Below are 19214 nucleotides of genomic sequence, written 5' to 3' on the forward strand. Positions count from 1 at the left end.
GGCTTTGCGTTGCTCGGCTTCGCGTGTGGCTTGCTCTTCGGCGGCCTTGCGTTGGTCGGCTTCCTGTTGGGCTTTTGCTTCGGCGGCTTTGCGTTCCTCGGCTTCGCGTGTGGCCTGCTCTTCGGCGGCCCTGCGCTCGTCGGCTTCGCGCTTGGCCTGCTCCTCGGCGGCCTTGCGTTCGTTGGCCTCCTGCTGGGCACCTTCCCCGGCGGCCTCTTGCTGAGCCTTCTCCGCGGCCTCTTCATCGGCTTTACGTTGTGCGGCTTCGCGTGTGGCCTGCTCTTCGGCGGCTTTGCGTTCCTCGGCTTCGCGTTTGGCTTTCTCCTCGTCGGCTTTGCGTTGTGCGGCTTCGCGTGTGGCCTGCTCTTCGGCGGCCTTGTGTTCCTCGGCTTCGCGTTTGGCTTTCTCCTCGTCGGCCTTGCGTTGCTCGGCTTCGCGTTTCGCCTTTTCCTCGTCGGCCTTGCGTTGTGCGGCTTCGCGTGTGGCCTGCTCTTCGGCGGCCTTGCGTTCCTCGGCCTCGCGTTTGGCTTTCTCCTCGGCGGCCTTGCGCTCTTCGGCTTCCTTCTTGGCTTTGTCTTCGGCGGCCTTCTTGTCGGCGGCTTCCTTTTTGGCCTTCTCGGCGGCCGCCTTGTCTTCGGCTTCCTTCTTGGCTTTGTCTTCGGCGGCCTTCTTCTCGGCGGCTTCCTTCTTGGCCTTCTCGGCGGCCGCCTTGTCCTCGGCTTCCTTCTTGGCCTTCTCCGCGGCCGCCTTGGCCGCCGCCTCGGAATCGGTCTTGTCCTGGCCCTCCGACGGGACCGTAGGATCCTTGACGTTCGCGCTCTCCGGCGGCGTCTCGATGGTGCGCAGGACCATATCGCCGGTGACCCAGACGGTCCCCTTGGGGCCGCGGACCTCGAGGAGCGCGACCGCCCGCAGGCGGTGTCCGTCGGTCGGCGCGTTGGTGCGGTGGAGGTCGCGTCGGGTGCTCGCGTTGGCGCTGCTGCCGCCCTTGGTGGCGGTCTGGCCGCCGAGGGGGAAGCCGCTGAAGCCCAGGCGGTGGTTGCCGTCCTCGCTGACCGGGCCGTTGTAGCCGAAGGACGGTGCGACGGTCGTGCTCTTGCTCTCCGCGGAACTCACGCTGTCGTTGGAGAAGACGAATTCGTCGACGGCGAAGGACTTGGTGGCGTGCTCGGAACGCGGCGAGTACAGGCTCAGCTTGATGTGGGTGCCGTCGACGGTGACCTCCGCCGCGTGCTGCTGCGGGGTGGGTGCGTTGCCGGACTTCTCGACATTGAGGAACGGTGCGGTGGACTGGGGTCCGAGGAACGTCAGGTCGCCCTTCCGCACGAGCGTGACCAGTCGGTTGTACATGGCCTCGGGCGAGCGGGTGTGGTCGTTCGTGTTCAGCGACGGATCGACGGCAAGCAGCGCCTCGGCGAGCTGTTGTGCCGCGTCGAATTCGTTGATGCCGAACGAGTGCTCGGGCTGCCAGGGGGGCACGGACAGCAGTTTGCGCACGTCCGGGGACACGTCGTCCGCGGGATCGACGTGGGTGTTCGCCTCCAGGTCGATATCGCCCGTGCTGGGGGCGTTGGCGCTGATCCGTGCGGGACGGAGCGTCGGCGCGGATGGATCGAAGGCGTAGATCCGCGGCCTGGTATGGGGGACCTGGTCGGCGGCTGCCTCCCCGGCCTTCGGAATCGGCTTGGTATCCGAAATATGCGCCCGCACATGGGAAATGGCGTTCAGGGAGTCGGACTCGGACTTGCCCGGGGGCGGGAGTTCGCTGATGGGCAGCCCCTGCGCGACTCCCATCCACTGACCGCCCATGATGAGCGCGTCGCCGAGCTTGTCGGCCAGGTACGCCGACAACGTCTCGTCCATCGGCCGCGAGTCGACCGTGACGGTGTACTCGGTGGGAACCTTGAACTCGTACTGGGCGTCGCTGCTGCGCTGCCACGCGCTGAGGTCCCGGGTGGAGTTCTGGTTGTCGCTGTGCGTACCCGTGCGCGAGACGGCGAGCGTGCCCGCGGGACGGTGCTTGTTTTCCTGGCCCCCCAGGGTCACGTTCAACCGGTTGGTCTTGGAGCGGCTGGTGCCGACGTTCGTCGCGCCGGGTTCGAGCAGGGCGTTGCCGTCGGCGCCGATGTGGCGGTGGACGTTGTCCAGGGCCGCGGTGCGCGGGACCTGCTTGCCCTCCAGGGTTTCCAGGGTCTGCCCGTCGGGCAGATCCTTGTTCGGCCGGGGGCGGGAGGTGAACGTGACGCCCACCAGGCGCGGCACGAGTCCGGTCCGGTCGACGAAGTGGAACGAGTGATTGCCCTCGGAGCCGACGTTGGCGAGGTTCCGCACGCCGAAGCTGGTGGTGTGCTCGTTGATCAGCGGTGCGACACCGGGGTGGTAGTTGTTCGAGCCGACGACGGTCGCGCCGGGCGAGAACTTCTCCACCAGTTTCGTGGCGGCGTCCTCCAGGGCGCCGCGCCCGTCGTCGAAGATGACCTCGGTGACGGCGCCGAAGGACAGCAGGCCCTTGGCCGTGTCCGGGTCGTCGGGGCGTTTTTCGGTGTAGGCGTCGGAGAGCAGACGGCGCTCGGTGGGCGTCCACTTCCCGTCCTTCATCTCCATCCCCTCGGGGATGATGTCCAGTTTCTCGCCGCGGGCCTTGGCCGCCTGCCGGACGAGTGCGAGGTATTCGGGGTTGTCGTGCAGGTCGTTATCGGTCAGGAAGAACTCGAGCCGCTGGGGTGCGTCGACGATGCGGGTGCGGGTGCCGTACGGCTTACCACGCAGCCATCCGGTCAGATAGTTGCGCAGGCCGACCTTGACGGTGACGGCGTAGTGCGCGTCCGCGGAGAACCGGTACACCTTGCCGCCGTAGTCGGAGGTGACGCGCATGGTGTCGGTGGCATCGCCGGAGGTGACGTGCTTGCTGGTGCTGTCGCTGCCCTGCCAGCCGCCGCTCGGGCGGAAGCTGGGGTCCGAGTGATCGCCGTAGATGCCCTGTACGGTGACCCCGCCCTGGTTGCCGCGGTTGACCGCGACGGTCCGTGCGGCGTTGTTGGTTGCCTCCAGCCAGTGCTCGGTGTCGATCGGCGTCGGTTCGAGCGCGGTGATGTTGTCGAAGTAGCCGCGCACGTCGACGCTGTAATCGGTGCCGGCCACGCCGCCGGGGATCTCGGTCTCGAACTTGTACGAGTCGCGGAAGATCTGCGGCGCGACGGAGGTCATGTGCTGCGGTGAGTACGAGGTGTGCACGACGGAACTCACCGTGGAGGTGGGGTCCAGCGCGGGATCACCGAATGCGTTGCGCCAGACCCACTTTCCGGCGCCCGCGACCTTGTCCCATGCCCAGTTGCCGACGTCGGACCAGGTCAGTTTCTTGCCGTCGTCGGCCGGGGCCGTCTTCTTGCCGTCCGGCCAGGCGCCGGGCACCTTCGGGAGATTCTCGTCCTCGGTCGGATCCTGGACCTTCGGCATGCCCTGGTCGGTGATGTCGGCCTCGGTGGGCACCTCGGGGGCGTCGATCTGGATGGCGGTGTGCGCGGGGTCCGTCGGTGCGGTGGTGCCGGATTTCTTGCCGGTCTCGGTGAGTTCGTGACTCTCGTCCTTGGGGGCCGACGACTTGAACCACGAACCGGTGAATGAGCTGAGGTCCGGCACGAATGCGCCGAGCCGGCTGCGCAGGGAGGGGCGGGTCTGGGTGTCCGGTTCGACGCTCGGCTGGGAGAACGGCAGCTCGGCGTCGGCAAGCTGTGGGAACGCGCCCGGGATTGGCAGCGGCTGGCCCTTGTCCAGCAGGTCGCTCGCCTCGGCGGCGGCATCGCGCTCGATGTCGCCGATGAGACCCATCGTCGCCTTGTGCAGGATCTCGCCGACCGGGTGACCGGCGATGACCGCGGCCAGCGGCAGCCTGCCGACGCCGTTCTCGATCGATGTCTTCGATGCGAAGCCGAGGCGCTCGGTGAACTCGGCCGGGGGCGCGTCGTGGGAGTCGAGATCGTTGCGCATCGTCGGCTCGACGAGGGGGGTGGTGTCGGCCTTGTCGCTGGTCAGATACGTGGGGACGGCCAGGTGGAAGTTGCCCTTGGCCTCGATCGGGTCGGGCCCGCGGCCGTGGCTGTAGGCGATCTCCACGTAGTAGCGGGTGGGCACGCCGAACAGCTGCAGGCCGGGCTTGTCCGCCTTGGGCCCCGGGCTGAACGTGTAGTTCTCCTCGGCGAGGTTGTGGTCGCTCTGGGTGGTCGTCGCGGTGCCGCCGGTCCGGTCGTACGAGCCGCCGATGCTCGAGACCCCCTCGCTGCCCTCGACGTCGAACGGATTGGTCAGCGCGGCACTGGCGCCGACATCCCATGCGAACGGCGTGCTTTGGGACTGCTCACCGGAGGACAGGATGATGCCGGTGTAGTTCATCGTCTGGACGTCGGGGATCACCCATTCGTGGGTGACGTTCTGGTTCGGGTCGGCCTTCGGGTCGTACTTGCCGTCCTCGGTGCCGTAGTCCCGTGCGGCCTTGATGGTGACGGTGATGCGCTCGGTATCGAGCCCGTTGGACTTCTCGAAGACGGTGCGGGCGCCGTTCTGGATCATCTCGTCCGCGGTCCCGAGCAGCCCCATGCGCGCCTTCATCTGCGCGAGCCTGCGGGAGTTCTCCAGCCGCTGATTCCTGGTCGAATCCTGGTCGAGGAAGTTCGACTGCTCCGCCGTTGGCGGCAGGAATCCGTGATCGGAGACGAAGGTCTCGATCCGATCGAAGACGTCGTCGGGGATGTCGATCTTGACCGGGGTGGTCATGAGTCCGAACTGCTGCAGGTGCAGGATGTCCGAGCGCGGATACCGGCGGTTGTCCTTCGTGGCCGGAACGCCGAGCGACTTCTTCGACGGCACCAGCATGTTGATCGGGTAGCGCTTTCCGGGCGTTCCGCCGTCGGTCTTCGCGGCCAGCGGCGTGCCCTTCTGCGGCTCGATCACCGGGCCGTCGGGCCGGACGAACCTGACCCGGACCTCCATCTCGGGTGTCGTGTGCAGCAGATGGGACACCAGGCGCAGCGCGCGCGAGGTGTAGGCCCGGGTGCCGTAGCTCAGCGAATGACTGTTCTGGTGAGAGGCCCCGACCTTGAGGGGGGTGAGGGTCGCCCCGATCGGCGAATAGCCGGTCTTCTTGTCGGACTTGCCCTTACCCAGTCCGAAGGTCAGCGCCAGGGACCCGCCCAGCATGTTGGAGATCGTGGAACTGGCCTGCGTGCGCAGCGCCCGCACCACGTTGTATTCCAGCCGGGAGGCGTTGGGGGTGGTGGTGGGGCCGGTGAGCGTGTCACCGCCGTGGAAGCCGGGAATCTCCACCTCGAAGAACCCGAGCGGTTTACCCGAGGCGGTGTACAGGGTCGGTGACTGCACCGCGCCGCCGTGCATCATCGGGATGTTGCCGCGGAAGTTGTCGCCGAAGAACTCCCGCAGTGCGACCGCGGAGCTCTTCGAGATGCCCCTGGTCTGGTTGGGGAACGAGGCCATCACATCGGCGAAGAGCCGGTCGTGATGCGGGAAATCCAGCGGCCCGTAGAACGGGAACTGCTGTTGGGAGATGGTCTGGTCGTCCTCGACGTACTGCGGCGCCGGGGCGGTGGCGTTCGGGTCCGTCGAACTCGAGGGCGTCGCGGCGGCGGGCTGCACCTGCTTGAGGGGGCGTTGCCAGGGCGCGGGGGTGCTGGCGTCGTCCGTGGGCGTCGGGAGGCCCGGGCTCTCGTGCAGGTATTTCGGGAAGAAGGCCGTCAGATCGTCGGGGGTCGGCTCCTCGATCGGCGTCCAGTCGGTCGCCGTCGGCAGATCCGGCTTCAGCAGACCGGCCACGCCGTCGTCGTTGAGACGGTACTCCCACTGCATCTCGAAGTCGTGCGGTACGGCGGCGGCCTCGGTGCTGCGCTTCTTGATGACGGATTGGATCGTCGAGAAGATCGAGGTGTTCGAGGCCAGCTGATTGTGGTTGAGGTTGAGCTGCCAGTTGAAGCCCCAGTTGAGGAGCTTGGTGCTGAACGCATCCCGCAGGTGGCTGCCGGTGAGCCCGGTCGAGCGCAGATCGTGGCTGCCCGCGGAGTCGCTGGTCTCGGAGGACCCGTAGGTCCACTTCTGGGTGCTCACCGCCGGGCCCGTGTACGGACGCGACTTGTCGCGCGCCCGCAATTTCAGGCGCAGGAACACCGGATACGATCTGCCCTGGTATTCCACGCCCAGCGGCATGCCCGACTCGCTCAGCAGGCGGTACATCTCCGCGGTGGTGAGGCGGGAGGTCAGCGTCTTCTCGACCGCGGCGCGGAACGCGGAATCCGGTACGCCCTCGGGCTTCTTGCCCACCAGGTCGTTGACCTTGGCGGCGACCGGTCCGGTGGTCAGGATCCGGTTGACGTCGTCCTTGAATTTCTGGTCGACCCCCAATTCGTCCAGTGTCGTGTTGATCTGGTCGTCGGTCACCTTCGGATCGGCGGCGCGGATCTGCTGAACCCACTGTGCGGCTTCGGATTTGCCGCCCTTGGTCTCCACCGCGTGCACGACCTGCCGGCGCAGCCACTCGATGGTGCGCTGCGGAATCGGCCTGATGTTGATCAGGTCCTCGGCGCCGCGCCGGTGCGCGCCGAAATTCTTGACCGGATCGCTCAGCGGAAGCTCGCCGATCAGGGTCGCCGCGGGCAGCTCGTCCGAATGGGCGGGAACGATGTGCGCCGGTGCGCCCTCGGCGTTGTAGAGCACCGCGTGCGTGCCCGCCAGCTCGCGCGGGACGGCGGGCGGGAAGGCGTGGTTCTTGGGGTTGGACGAGTCGTGCACCTGGACGGAGGTGCCGTCCGGGCCGACGCGCAACAGATACGCATGCGCGCCAACGCCCTTGGCGTTCGTGTAGTCCCGATAGTCGTCGACCACCAGGGCCACCGCGCCCGGGCCGATCGTCTTCAGCTGCTCCGCGATGTCGTCGTGGTTCAGGAACTTCCGCAGCGGCGCGCCCGCGTTGGCCTGGAGTACGGCCGGCGACATTCCGGCCGTGCCGGACTGGTTCGCGGGGACGTGTGCGCGGGGCCTACCGGTGAACGCGGACAACAGATTCAGCGATGCGACGGCGCAGTTGGCGAGCAGGTCGGCGGCGCGCTGGGCGGTGTTGTAGTCGGGGGAGTTCTCGGCCGGGAGCGTCTGCTGTTCGGGGGTTTGGTGTCCGGATGTCTGCTGTTCGGGGGTTTGGTGCCCAGATGTCTGCTGTTCGGGGGTTTGGTGCCCAGACGTCTGTTGCTCGGGGGTTTGGTGTCCGGACGTCTGCTGCTGGGGTGTCGCGCGCGTGATTCCCTGGAACAGCCTGCCCAGCCAGGACCCCTGCCGACGCTGGGTCGGGGACGCCGCCGTCGGACGGTCGCTGAGCGGCTGTTGCTGGTTCTGCCGTTGAGTCTGCGGACGGTCCTGCGATTCGGTCTGCGGCCGGTTCTGCTGCGGTCGGTCCTGCGGCGCGGTCGGGGTCGAATCGTCCTGCGGCCTAGCGGCCCCGATATCGGACGGATTCGCGGAACTGGTCGGCGCGGTCGAGGGTTCGGCCTCGTTCTGTCCCGGCCGCACCGGCACCTGCGGTGCGTTGCCCCGGGTGTCCGAAGTCGAGGGGGTGTCCGTGGACGAGGTCGGCCGCGTGAGGGTCGGGGTCGTCGCGGGATCGTTCGACCGGGTCGGAACGGTGGGCGCCGAATCTCCGCTGGTGTTCCGGTGGCTTCCGTCGTCGGTGGCGGGTTGGTTGGTCGCGTCGGGGCGGGTGCCGAAGCTCTGCGCGGGCAAGGGGGTGGGGGCCGCGCGCTGGGTGCCGAGAACCGTTGCTATGGAGGGGATGTCGCGTTGCGGCTGGTATGCGGACGGGTGCGATCCGGGGGTCTCGCCGGTCGGTGCGAACACGGGCAGTGGGCGGGGCCGCTGCGGCGGTGGCTCCTGTACGCCGGCGCGGCCGGTGCCGTCCGTGACGGGGGTCGGCCGAGAGGTCGTCGACTCGTGCGACGGCGCCGTCGTCGTGGGCGTGACCGCCTGCGCGGTCCAGGGATCGCGCTGTGCCGGAGTCGATGTCGCGCGGCTCTCGGGGGTTTCCTGGGTCTCGCGTGTAGATGCTTCGTGGCCCTCGGGAGTGGGGGTCTCCTGGCCGTCGCGGGTCGGGATCTCATGACCCTCGATCGATCTGGGCGGCGGCGCTGCGGGTCGCTCGGTCTCCTGCTCCAGCGGGGGTGCGTGCGCGTCGAAGGCGTCCTCGCCCGCGCTGCGGGAGTTCAGGATCTGCTGTTCGATGGTGGCCTTCTGCATCGGCGTGGCCTGGTCGCGCATGTCCTTCTCGGCCGCGGCCAGATCGTTCTTGGCCTGCTCGAGCGCGGTCTCGTTGTCCTTGCTGTGATCGTTTGCGAGTGCCTCCGTGGCCTCGCGGTGTTCGGTCGCGGCCTTCTGGTATCTGGTGATGAACGTCTTGACGCGGGCGTCGGGGGAGTTGCTGCGGTAGTCCTCGGGCGAGATGTAGTGCTTGGCCTCGCCGGGGGTGCCGCCGGTCGCCCAGTCTCCCTTCGGGTCGCCGCTACGCGCCGCGCGGGTCTCGGCCTGGTGGTTGACCCGGTCCGAATAGGCCGGGCCGCCACTGATTTTGACCTTCAGGCCCCCGGCCTTGATGGCCTCCTTGGACGGGGTGATGTCGACGCCGCGGCCCATCATCTTGTTGCCCAGGATGATTCGGCCCATCTCGCCGCCGTCGGCGATGACCTTCTGCAGTTCGTCGTTGGCCTTGTCCTTGCTGCCGTGGGAATCGACCCAGGCGACATCGAGCTTGTCGAACTTGACCTTCAGGTTCCGGGCCGCGGCCTCGGTGTGCAGGGCGTCGGCGATGCGGGCGACGTCGGCGTTGTCCATGGCGATGGCCAGCTGCGGCGAGCCCTTCTGCTCCCATGCCCCCGTCTTGGGGTCCTTGACGAACGCGGTGTCCAGGATGTCCTTGGCCATGGCCGCGAACTTCTGGTCGCGGTTCTCGAAATGCAGGTCGTCGGGGCGTTCGAGCTGGGATTTGAAGAACCTGTCGACCTTGGAGATCGGTCCGGTGCCGAACTCGTCGTGCATGACGTTCTCGACGCTCTTGACGCTCTCGCCCGGATTGACACCCGCGGGGTCGGCCTTCGGCCTGGTGAGCAGGGTGCCCGACATGCCGGTGATGTGGTCGAAGTGCCCGCCGGAGAAGATCTGCTTGCCGGTGATGGACAGGGAGTGTTCCGAATCCGCAGTGATGTCCAGGCCGTGTTTGGCCTCGAGGTATTTGGCGAAGCCGTTCCACCGGGACGAGCTCTGCTTCTCCGGGTCGTCCATGACCTGATCGTTGGTCTGGGAGGCGATGATCTTGATCTTGCCGTCGTCGCTGACGTGGTAGTCCGAATTCTGCTCGGGACCCCATTCGGCCTGGGCGGCGTGCGCGAACTCCTCGGCCTCCTTGTCGTCGATCGTCCTGCCGAGGTGGTCCTCCAGCTTGGCCCGGCCGGGACCGGTGAGCTGGGAGTTGAACACCCCGCGCCGGTCCGGGTCCTTGCCGAAATCCTGCGGACCCAGCACGCCGGACTCCTTGGCGTCCTGCAGGTTTCGCCAGACGTCGTGAATGTTCTGCGCGAACCCCTCGTCGGCCTTGCCCGCGGAACCGGGCGAGAGCACGTAGTGGGTCTGCTCGTCGATCAGCTGCGCGTCGATCTCGTCGATGATCAGGTCCCCGCCCGGGAACGGTTCGAATCGATCGGGCATGCCCCGCTTCTCGGCGGCGGCGTCGAGGAGTTTCTTGTACTCCTGCAGGGAGGGTGCGTTCTCCAGCGAGGCCCGCAGCTGTGTCAGCTCGTCGGCGGGCATGCCGTTTTCCTTCAGCTTGTCCACGACGGCCTGGGCCTCCTTGACCGCGCGGAAGCCGTAGTCCTGGGCGGTGCCCACCACGATCAGTTTGCGGTTGGGATCCCGCGGCGGGAACGGCTTGTCCGAGTCCAGGTGATACACGTCGATGCCCAGGCCGTGATCCCCGGCGACGAGACTCTCGAACTCGTGCTGCATGTGCACCACCAGCGGGTCGCTGGAGGTCATCACGTGGGCGATGCCCTTCTCGATGACCGCGCGGGTCGCGCGTGCGATGGCAGTCAGCTCCTTGCCCTCGCCGGTGTCCATCTCGACCGGTCCGTGATGCATCAGGATCTCCGCGGTCACCTGCGTGTGCCGCAACACCTTGCCGCCCGGCAGTCCGTCGCTCATGGTGCCCCGGCGCATCAGCTCGATCTGCGCGGTGCGGGACTCCTTGTCCGAACCGTTCAGGATCCGATGCTCCAGATCCTCGTTGCTCAGCTTCGCCAGCGGACCCGTCTTATCCTTCCCGGCTTCCAGGTCGTAGAACTCCAGCAGCGAATCCGCCGCCGCCCTCGCCGCGGTCACCCGCTCCTTGCGGACCAGATCGAAGGCCTCGTCCTTGCCGATGTGCCCGTCCTGGAAGGACTTCCAGGTCGCCGTGCCCGCCTCCTTGGCCTTGTCCATGAGCCTGTCGACGGATTCCTCGACGGTCTGCCGATGCTGTGCGGTCGCCTGGTCGTGCGCGGCCTGCGCCTCGGCGATGCGTTTGTCGTCGTGTGTTGCCTCGGCCTCGTCGAGCGCGCGCTTGGTCTCCTCGACGTGGTTTCTGGAGTTCTCGATTGTCTCCTTCGTCTGCTGCTGCTCGTGCTCGGCGCGCTCCTGTGCGTCGAGGTGGCGCTGGTAGATCTCGGGGTCGTGCGCCGGAGCCCTGACCTCGGCGGGGGTATCGGACTTGGTGGACGCGGCGCTGTCGTCGTGCGGTCGCGTTCCGGTGCCCGAGCCGGTGGAGTCGTCGTGCGGCCGCACATCGTCCGGTCCCGATTGCCGCACCGGCGGCCGGTCGGACGCGCCGGGAACCCCGACCCGGGTGGTCTTCGGGTCGGCCATCACCGAGTCCAGGGTCTCCGAGTCCCGTAGCGGTCGTCCGTCGGTGCGGGTCAGCCCGTCGGACTTCGACCAGACGTACCGGGCGCCGGACTCGTCGCCGAACGCCACCACATCGTGCGCGTCCGGCGAGCCCCTGCCGAACTCGACCTTGGACATCTGACGCGGATCGTTGCCGAGCTCGGTGACGTCGTCCCAGGCCTTGCCCGCCGCGCCGCCGAAGCGCTGATCGCCCGCGGCGGCGGGTACGTCGTCGCGTTGACGCGACTGCGGCGTGTCCGTATGCCCGGGCGGCTTCGTCGCGTTGTGCGTCGCGTCGTCCGCCATCGTGTGGAACTCGGTCAGGTCCGGCATACGGGTGGGCGCGATTCGGCCGATGCGAGTATCGCCGATGATCGCGACACCGGTATTCGGGCGGTCCTCGATGTGCTCGGAGTGGCCGGTGGCGGGGTTGTAGAGCACCGCGCTGGTGCTGGCGATGTCGGGAATCTTGTGTTGTTCGAAGGGGACTTCGGTGCCGGTGGTGGGGTCCCAGACGTGGATCCGGTCGTCGTGGTTGTGCAGGACGTAGGCGTGGGCGCCGATGTTGTTGTGGTCGGTGGGGCCCTTGTAGGCGACCACGACGGTGGCCGCGGCGCCGTCGCCGAGTCCCAGCAGGTATGCGCCGACTTCCTTGGGGTCCTTGAAGCTTTGGAGTGGTCCGCCCGCGCGGGCCTGGAAGTCCTCCGCGCCCATGCCGTGCAGGCCGACGGGTTCGCTGGGGGGCAGGATTCCGGCGTGGGGGAATTCCTCGGCAAGGTGTTGCAGTGACTGGCGGCCGCAGTCGTTGAGCAGCGTCTTGCCGGTATTTTCCTCGGTGCTCAGGTGGGTGTTGTGCGGCAGGTGCTCGAAGAGCTTCTCCATGCCCTTGGGCGGGGTGCCCGCTCGCGGTCCGCCGGTGAGGTGTTCGTTGGATTCCGGTGTCGCGGTGCGGGATTGATCGTTCTGCGCGGATTTCCCGGTGAGCTGCGTGTGCTCCGATTTCGCGTTCCCGGCCTGCGGGCGATCGATCGGGGTCTGCCGCTCCGCGGTGAGCTTGGAGAACGGATCGTTCTCGGATTTGGTTGTCCGGGAATCGATTCCGGCATTCGAACTGCGGAACGGGTTGTTGTTGTCCTTGCTGTTCGGTCCGAGCGGGGAGCTCTGCTCGTTGTCGCTGCCGTAACCGGAATCGCGGCTCGGGGGGCGCGGACTGCCGGGGGTGATCGGGGAGCTCTGCTGGTCGCCGAATTCGCTGCCCAGGGTCGAGTCGCGGCGGAACGGGTTGGTGTCGCCGCGCGGTGCGAGGGGATTGAAGTCGTTCTGGTCCTGGTTGATTCGGTCGTTCGAGCCGAGGCCGAACGGGTTCTCGGACGAGGAGAACGGGGTGGGTGTGTTCGACTCCTGATGGGAGACGAGGTCCTGGAAGGGGTTGTTGGACTTGAATTCCGGTGTGACGGGGTTCTGGTCGGATCCCGCGGTGACGAGGTCGCGGTACGGGTTGTTGGATCCGAGATTTCCCTGTGGGGTGGTGTGGGATTGCTCCGGGGTGTTGCTCTGGAACGGGTTGCTCGATCCGTCCGGGACGTTCGATCCGGGGGTGCGGGGCGTCTGCGGCGGTCGATTCGAGTTGGTGCTCGATTGTGCCTGTGTCTCAGGCTGATTCTGATTCTGATTCTGGTTCTCGGGCTGGGTCTGGTTGTGCTCGGCGTTACCGCCGAATTGGTGCTCGCCGTTGCCGCCGACCTGGTTGTGCGCGCCCGGGGCGGTGGTCTGGTCGTTGTGGGAGGCGGTGAGCGGTGAGTGCTCGGGAGTGACCGTCTGTCCGGTGTGCTGCGCGATCGGGTTGGGCTGGTTGTGTTCGCCGATCGAGGAGGGGGAGGAGGAGGCCCGCGGGCCGGTCTGGTTCGAGCCTTCGGGGGTCTGCCGATTCGCCGGATCTCGCATGGGGGTCGAGTTGCGATTCGCGTTGCTGGACCCGTTGCCGTTCGACTGGCCGGTATTGCGCTCGTTGTTGTTGGCAGGAGTTCCGCTGCGGCCGTTGTCGTTCGCCGTGCTGCCGTTGCGCCCGCTGCCGTTGTTGCCCGAGTTGCCGTTGCCCTCGACAGGGCTGCTGCTGCGCTCGTTTCCGTTGCCCGAGTTGCCATTACGACCGTTGCCGTTGGTCTGGCTCTCGGTGCTGGTGTCCTGCCCCTTCGAGGACGCGGGAAACGTCGAGGCGTTGTTTTTCAGGTCCGTCTTGGAGGTGCCGTCGCCGTACGCCGGTGGCCGGTCGTTGCTGTAGGCCGGTGGTGGTTCCTCGTGCCCGCCGAAGTTCTGCGCGTTGTAGTGGCCCGTCATGTGCCCGAGTACCCCGTGCACGCCGCCGACCAGGCCGCCGCCGACACCGCCCAGCAGCGAGGTGGGATCGAACTCCCACTGCCCGGTCAGTACCCCACTGGTCACGAACCCCGCACCGGCGCCGACGACACCGGCCGGGATACCCGAACCGACCGCGACCAGACCCGCCTTCCACCAGGTCATCCCCTTCTCACCCGCGACCCACTTACCCAGATACGACCCCAGGTAATGCCCCACCGGCGTGGCCACACCCGCCGACACCGCACCCACCGCCCCCGAAACCAACATCTGCTTGGTATCGAAACCGTGCCGATGCCCCTTGCTCAGCTGAATCCCCTGCGCCAACGCATCCGCGCCCATGCCGATGCCGCCCTGCTTGAGCGCCTCGATCGCGGCCAGCTTCCACAGCGGCTTCTCGGCGATCTTCGCGGCCTGATTGGCCAGCGCCGAGGCCAGTCTGGAGGCGATGATCCGCATGATGCCGGCGCCCTCGGCCTCGATCACCCCGACCGCCCATGCCCCCCACAACGTGGCCAGCGCATACGCGATCTCCGCGGCCATGATCGCCAGGGTGATGATGATCTGCAGCTTCGCGTACTCGGTCTGGGTACCGCAGTCGTAGACCGACCCCTCGATCTGCTGCAACCCCTTGACCATGTTCTCGATCGAGTTGTCCCCGGAGAAGAACTGATCGAACTGCGACTTCATCTGATCCGCGCCGCCACCGGTGTAATTGGCCAGCGCCGTATCACACGCGCCGTGCAGCGCCGGAAGGATGTTCTCCAGATCCGTGGCCGAGGCACCCCACACCTTGCTCAGCGCAAAGAGCTTGTCCTCGTCACCCTTCGGCCACGACGAACCCGCCAGGTAGGACAACCACTGCAACCCTGGGGGGATCTCGAGACTCATCGTTCAGCAAACCTCTTGTGCTGCCGATGATTTCAGCGTGCGGACGCGAACGGACTTCGAGTCCGGGCGCTCCGGGCGGCGGTCGTCGGAGCGGGCGCGGCCGACTGCGGCTGGGGCGCGGCGATCGAACCAACACGCGCGCTCGCCGAAGCCTGCAAATCTGCTGGGTTCGCCTCCGCTCCGGCGTTGTTCACGATGCGCACTCCTGCCCGGCCCTAAACCCGTAAAGGCCCTCGGGTAAACGGTACCGCAATTTCACAGGAACGCCGGGGATCTCGAGAAGTGAACTCCGGGGCTGCTGCTGCGCGGAATGAAACAGCGTGCGGTTCAGGAAGAAATGCCAGGTGGAACCGGTCGCCGACGAAGCCCGGTTCCGCCCGGCATTGATGACGTGTCGGTCACGTTAACGAAATGCGTTGATATACGAGCAACATGGACGGACCGTCCGGTCGGTCGGTACGTCGCGCCCGACGCGGCGACACCGCCCGGCCGCGGCCCAGACCAAGATCGTTCGGTCGCTGTCGATTTGCTTGATGGCGCTCAGGACACCAGTCCGCGCCCGGTCGTGAGCGGGAGGTCGACCGCGGTGAGCAGCCCCGGCCGCGCCTGCACCACCGCGGGCACGGCGCTGACGAGCCGGGCCGCGGTGCCGACCAGCCCGGCGCGGGCGTGGTCGCCGCCGCTGTACAGCTGCAGGTCCAGCTGATAATCGGGCTCGCCCTCGACTTCGACCCGGTAGCAACCCTTTCCGGCCGGTTGGGGCCAGTCGGGGGCGAGGTCCGGGTGCAGCCGGGTGATGTGCTCCAGCGCGAAAACCTCTCGCCCCGAGCGGATTCCGCTGACCCGGAAGCGCAGCGCCGCGGCGGTACCCGGGGCGATCTTCCGGCCCGCCACCTCCAGCGGCTCGATGGCCGGGAGCCGCTCGAAATCCTGTGTCACGCTGTCGATTTCGACATCGAGCGCGGCCGCCAGCTGACGGACGACGCTGCCCCAGGCCAGGGTCAGCACGCCGGGCTGCAGCAGCAGCGGCAGCTCGTCCAGCTCGCTGCCGAAGCCCATGATTTCAAACAGCACCTTCGGATTGTCGTAGGTGGAGTAGTCCATGAGCTCCGAGCAGACGACCCGGTCGATCCGCTCGCTGCCGCTGGTTAGCAGCAGCGGCAGCCAGTCGTTGGCCCAGCCGGGGTCGATGCCGTTGACCCACAGCGAGGCACCGCCGGCCTCGGCCGCCTCGACGATGGGATCGATCGCCTCGGAAGGCAGTGTGCCGTAGGGGAACTGCAGGAAGACCGGGCTGCTGGACACCACGTTGATGCCGGCGCGCAGGAACATCTTCAGATCCTCGACCGCCTCCATCAGCCGGTCGTCGGCCATGGCCGTGTGCACGATGCAGTCCGGTTGCAGCGCGATCAGCGCCTGGGCGTCGGTGCTGGCCAGCACGCCGGTCGGGGTGTCCAGCCCGGCCAGTTCGGCCGCGTCCTTACCGGCCTTGGCCGAGCCGGACACCCAGACCCCGACGAGCTCGAGTTCGGGACGCGCGATGATGGATCGCAGCGACCAGTGCCCGACATTGCCTGTGCTCCACTGCACTACGCGATAGGTCATCGGCTGCTCCTCACAGATCCGGAAGTCCGAGTTCGAGATTCGGGTGTTCGATGCCACCGTCGACCTCGAGCACCTTGCCGGTGACGTACGAGCCCGCACGCGAGCTCAGGTAGACGATGGCCGCGGCGATCTCCCACGGCTCGCCGAGCCGGTGCAGCGGCGTCGCGTCCTCCATCTTCTTCTTGATTTCCGGTTGCTGCGCAACGACATCCAGGGCCGAAGTGAGCACCGAGCCGACCGCGATGCCGTTGACCCGGATCCGCGGCGACAGGTCGGTGGCGGCCAGGCGGGTCCAGTGTGCGAGCGCGGCCTTGGCGGTGCCGTAGGCCAGGAAGCCGCGCCCGGCGGTGCGGCCCATCATCGAGGAGATGTTGACCACCGAGCCGCCGTCGTTGCGCAGCATGTGGGGTACCGCGGCCTGGGTGAGCGCGTGCGCGGTGGACACGTTGAAGCGGAAGGCCTCCTCCAGGAAGTCCGGAGTGGTGGTCATGAAGGTGTTCGGCATGGTGCCGCCGACATTGTTCACGACGATGTCGAGGCGGCCCAGTTCGGAGGCGGCCGTCTCGGCGAAGGCGGTGACGGCGGCCAGGTCCGACAGATCGCAGGGAACGGTGACGGCCTTGCGGCCCAGGGCGCGGATCTTGCCCGCGACCTCGTCCAACTGCTCGGTGGTGCGGGCCGCGATCGCGACGTCGGCCCCGGCCTCGGCGAGTGCCAGCGCGGTGGCCGCGCCGATGCCGCGCCCCGCGCCTGTGACGACGGCGGCGCGGCCGTCGAGTCGAAACATGTCCAGGATCATCAGGTGCTCTTTCGAGTGGGTGAATGCAGTGGTTTGCGTCACAGTAGTCTTAAGAATTGTCGCTTAATTGTCAAGAGATCGTTCTTTAATGCCTGGTACTGTGCACTCGTGGCAGAGACAACGGCGCGTGATCGGATCCTCCTCGCGGCGGAGCGGCTGATCGCCGAACGCGGGCCGCAGGTCCCCCTGCGCGATATCGCCGCGGCCGCGGGGCAGCGGAACAACTCCGCGGTCCAATACCACTTCGGTTCCCGGGACGGGCTCATCGAGGCCGTCGTCGAACGGCGCATGGCCACCCTCGAGGTGCGGCGGCTGGAGCTGCTCGCCGAGCGCGCGGGCCGGGACGCGACCGAGGATGTGCACGCCATGCTGGAGGTGCTGGTAGTGCCGATGTTCGAGCTGGTCGCCCGGCACGGAATCGGCCACTACGCGCGGTTTCTCGAACAGATCCGCACCCATCCGGCGGTCACCGACGAGGCCAATCTGAACGGTGAACGCCGCACGTCGGTGCGGGTGATCATGCACCGGCTCGAGCGCGGCCTGCCCGAACTCGCCCCGCCGCTGCGGGTGCGCCGGCTGCGGCGGCTGCCGACCGCATTGTTCGCGCTGCTCGCCGACCACGAACGGGCCGTGGAGGACGGAATCGTCGACGCGGGGGACGTGACCGCGTGGGCGGAGACCATCGACATGCTCGCCGGGCTGCTCACCGCCCCCGTCGTCGAACGCGCCCCTATCCGCTGAATAACGGATCCCGACCCCGGACTGTGCCAGCATCGAGCCCATGCCCGCCGACTCGATCCACCTCGCCGCCCCGATTCCCGTGCTACGCATCTTCGACATCGCCAAGGCGTACGAGTTCTATTGCGGCTACCTGGGATTCGTCGTCGACTGGGAGCATCGCTTCGAAACCGCGCTGCCGCTGTACGCGCAGCTGTCCCGCTCCTGCACGGTGATCCACCTCAGCGAACACCACGGCGACGGCACCCCCGGTTCCGTCGTCTGGATCGCCGTCGGCGACATCCACGGCCTGCAGGCCGAACTGGCCGCGAAGGACTACCCCTTCGCCCGCCCGGGCACACCCGAGGAAGGCCCCGGCGGCCCGGGCTTCGACCTCACCGACCCCTTCGGCAACCAGCTCCGCTTCGCCCAGCCGGAGTGATCGGTCGAATCACTGCCGCCGTCGGCATTTTCGACGTGACGTGACTGTGCTGCATTCACGCACGGCCGGATTGACGTGGCGAATCGCCGCGGCGGGCCGCTACCGTGAGAAATGTGGATAACTCGGGAGGGCATCCGGACGTGACGGGCGGCGGCGAGCTGGACGACCGCAGGTTCGGCGAGCCCGCCGGACATTCGGTCGGTGGGCCGGCCGGAACCTGGGCGGGCAAGCCGGGCGCGCAGCGGATCGTGGAGCCGGGTGAAGCCCGCGCCGGTGGACCGAGCGGATCGTTCGTCGGCGCGGCGGGCGATTCTCTGGCTGGTGAGCCCAACCGGCTCTCAGCGGGCGAGCATGGCGTGGCCGGGACGGGCGGCCGACGCGCGGCCGCGCCGGGTGGGCATCGGGCGGCCGGGACGGGCGGACATTCTGCGGTAGGGCCGAGTGCATATCGCGTAGCCGAGACCGGTGAACTTCGGGCGGGTGAATCGCGGCGAGACCGGGTGGGCGGTCCGCCGACTGTGGTCGGCACCGTAGACAAGGCATCCGGCTGGCGGGCACTCGGCGCGCCGGCGCTGGTCGGGGGTGTCGGGTTTGCGGCGGCGGTGCTGGTGCATTTCCACGATCCGCATGTGCAGGGTTCCTACGGGGTCTGCCCGTTCTATGCGTTGACCGGGTGGTGGTGTCCGGGGTGCGGGGGGCTGCGGGCGATGCACAATCTGACCGAGGGCCGGATCCTGGACGCGGTGCACAGCAATGTCTTTCTGCTGCCGCTGATCCTGGGATTCACGCTGTGGTGGGGCGATTGGATGGTGCGCCGCTGGCGTGGTCGTCCGGGACGTTCGTTCACGATGAGCCGCACCACGCTGGCGATCGTGCTGACGCTGCTCGCGGCGTTCACGGTGCTGCGCAACACCCCCTGGGGCGCCTGGCTGGCGCCGGTCTAGGACGACGGCGTATTTGCTGCAGTGGGATCCGGCCGCACGGTCCGGCATGCTGGGACTATGGCCGATTCCCTGAAGGCTCGAATCCGCGAGAAGCTGCTGCGCCAGCTGACCGAGGACGGCACCCCGGATCCCGAGTGGGACGATCCCCGGCAGATCGCGGTCGAGTCCGATCTCGAGGCGCTCGACGCGGTCACCGAGGACGATCCGCTCGTGGAGGAACTGGCCGCCCGGTATCTCGTGCCGTAACAGGCTCGGGCACTTCGGAACTCGCGGTCGAGTCCGATCTCGAGGCGCTCGACGCGCTCACCGAGGACGACCCGCAGGTCGAGGAGCTGGCGGCCAGGTGCCTCGTGCCGCGCCCACCGGAGCTCACCGCCGATCCGCCGGGCGCGGCGAGCATCGCAATCGTGACCGGAACCCGCCGCGGATCGCGCCTGTTCCGCCCCGGCGCGGCGAGCATGCGCAATCGGGACCGGAACCCCGCGGACCGCGCCAATTCCGCCGCTGG

General features: G+C 67.8%; 6 protein-coding genes and 1 pseudogene. 4 read left to right on the plus strand and 3 right to left on the minus strand.

All coding sequences use genetic code 11. From position 1 onward, the window contains the following. The 3 genes and pseudogenes from ABH933_RS36260 to ABH933_RS36270 all read right to left on the minus strand — a co-directional run. A pseudogene (locus tag ABH933_RS36260) lies at positions 1-14199 on the minus strand (hypothetical protein); the annotation flags it as partial. A gap of 540 nt (positions 14200-14739) precedes the next feature. Further along, positions 14740-15804, minus strand: a complete 1065-nt coding sequence (locus ABH933_RS36265; protein ID WP_429424448.1) for an NAD(P)H-dependent amine dehydrogenase family protein — start codon at positions 15802-15804, stop codon at positions 14740-14742. A gap of 10 nt (positions 15805-15814) precedes the next feature. Continuing rightward, positions 15815-16603, minus strand: coding sequence for an SDR family oxidoreductase (locus ABH933_RS36270; RefSeq protein WP_215915431.1), 789 nt, complete (start codon positions 16601-16603; stop codon positions 15815-15817). A gap of 108 nt (positions 16604-16711) precedes the next feature. On the opposite strand from ABH933_RS36270, the gene ABH933_RS36275 reads away from it, so the two are divergent. The 4 genes from ABH933_RS36275 (at position 16712) to ABH933_RS36290 (ending at position 18952) form a co-directional block, all read left to right on the plus strand. Then, on the plus strand, positions 16712-17344 hold the full coding sequence (locus tag ABH933_RS36275) for a TetR family transcriptional regulator (RefSeq protein WP_429424450.1): 633 nt from the start codon (positions 16712-16714) through the stop codon (positions 17342-17344). A 40-nt stretch (positions 17345-17384) separates the two neighbouring features. Continuing rightward, positions 17385-17762 (plus strand): glyoxalase superfamily protein, encoded by a 378-nt coding sequence (locus tag ABH933_RS36280; protein WP_429424452.1) that lies wholly within the window; start codon positions 17385-17387, stop codon positions 17760-17762. 113 nt (positions 17763-17875) lie between these two features. Further along, entirely contained in the window at positions 17876-18706 is an 831-nt protein-coding gene (locus tag ABH933_RS36285) for a DUF2752 domain-containing protein (protein ID WP_429424454.1), read from the plus strand. Between the two features lie 57 nt (positions 18707-18763). Further along, on the plus strand, positions 18764-18952 hold the full coding sequence (locus ABH933_RS36290; protein ID WP_215915434.1) for a hypothetical protein: 189 nt from the start codon (positions 18764-18766) through the stop codon (positions 18950-18952). Positions 18953-19214: the final 262 nt, after the last annotated feature.

The sequence above is a fragment of the Nocardia sp. GP40 genome (genome assembly GCF_050434125.1).
In the GTDB taxonomy this organism is placed as follows: Bacteria; Actinomycetota; Actinomycetes; order Mycobacteriales; family Mycobacteriaceae; genus Nocardia; species Nocardia albiluteola.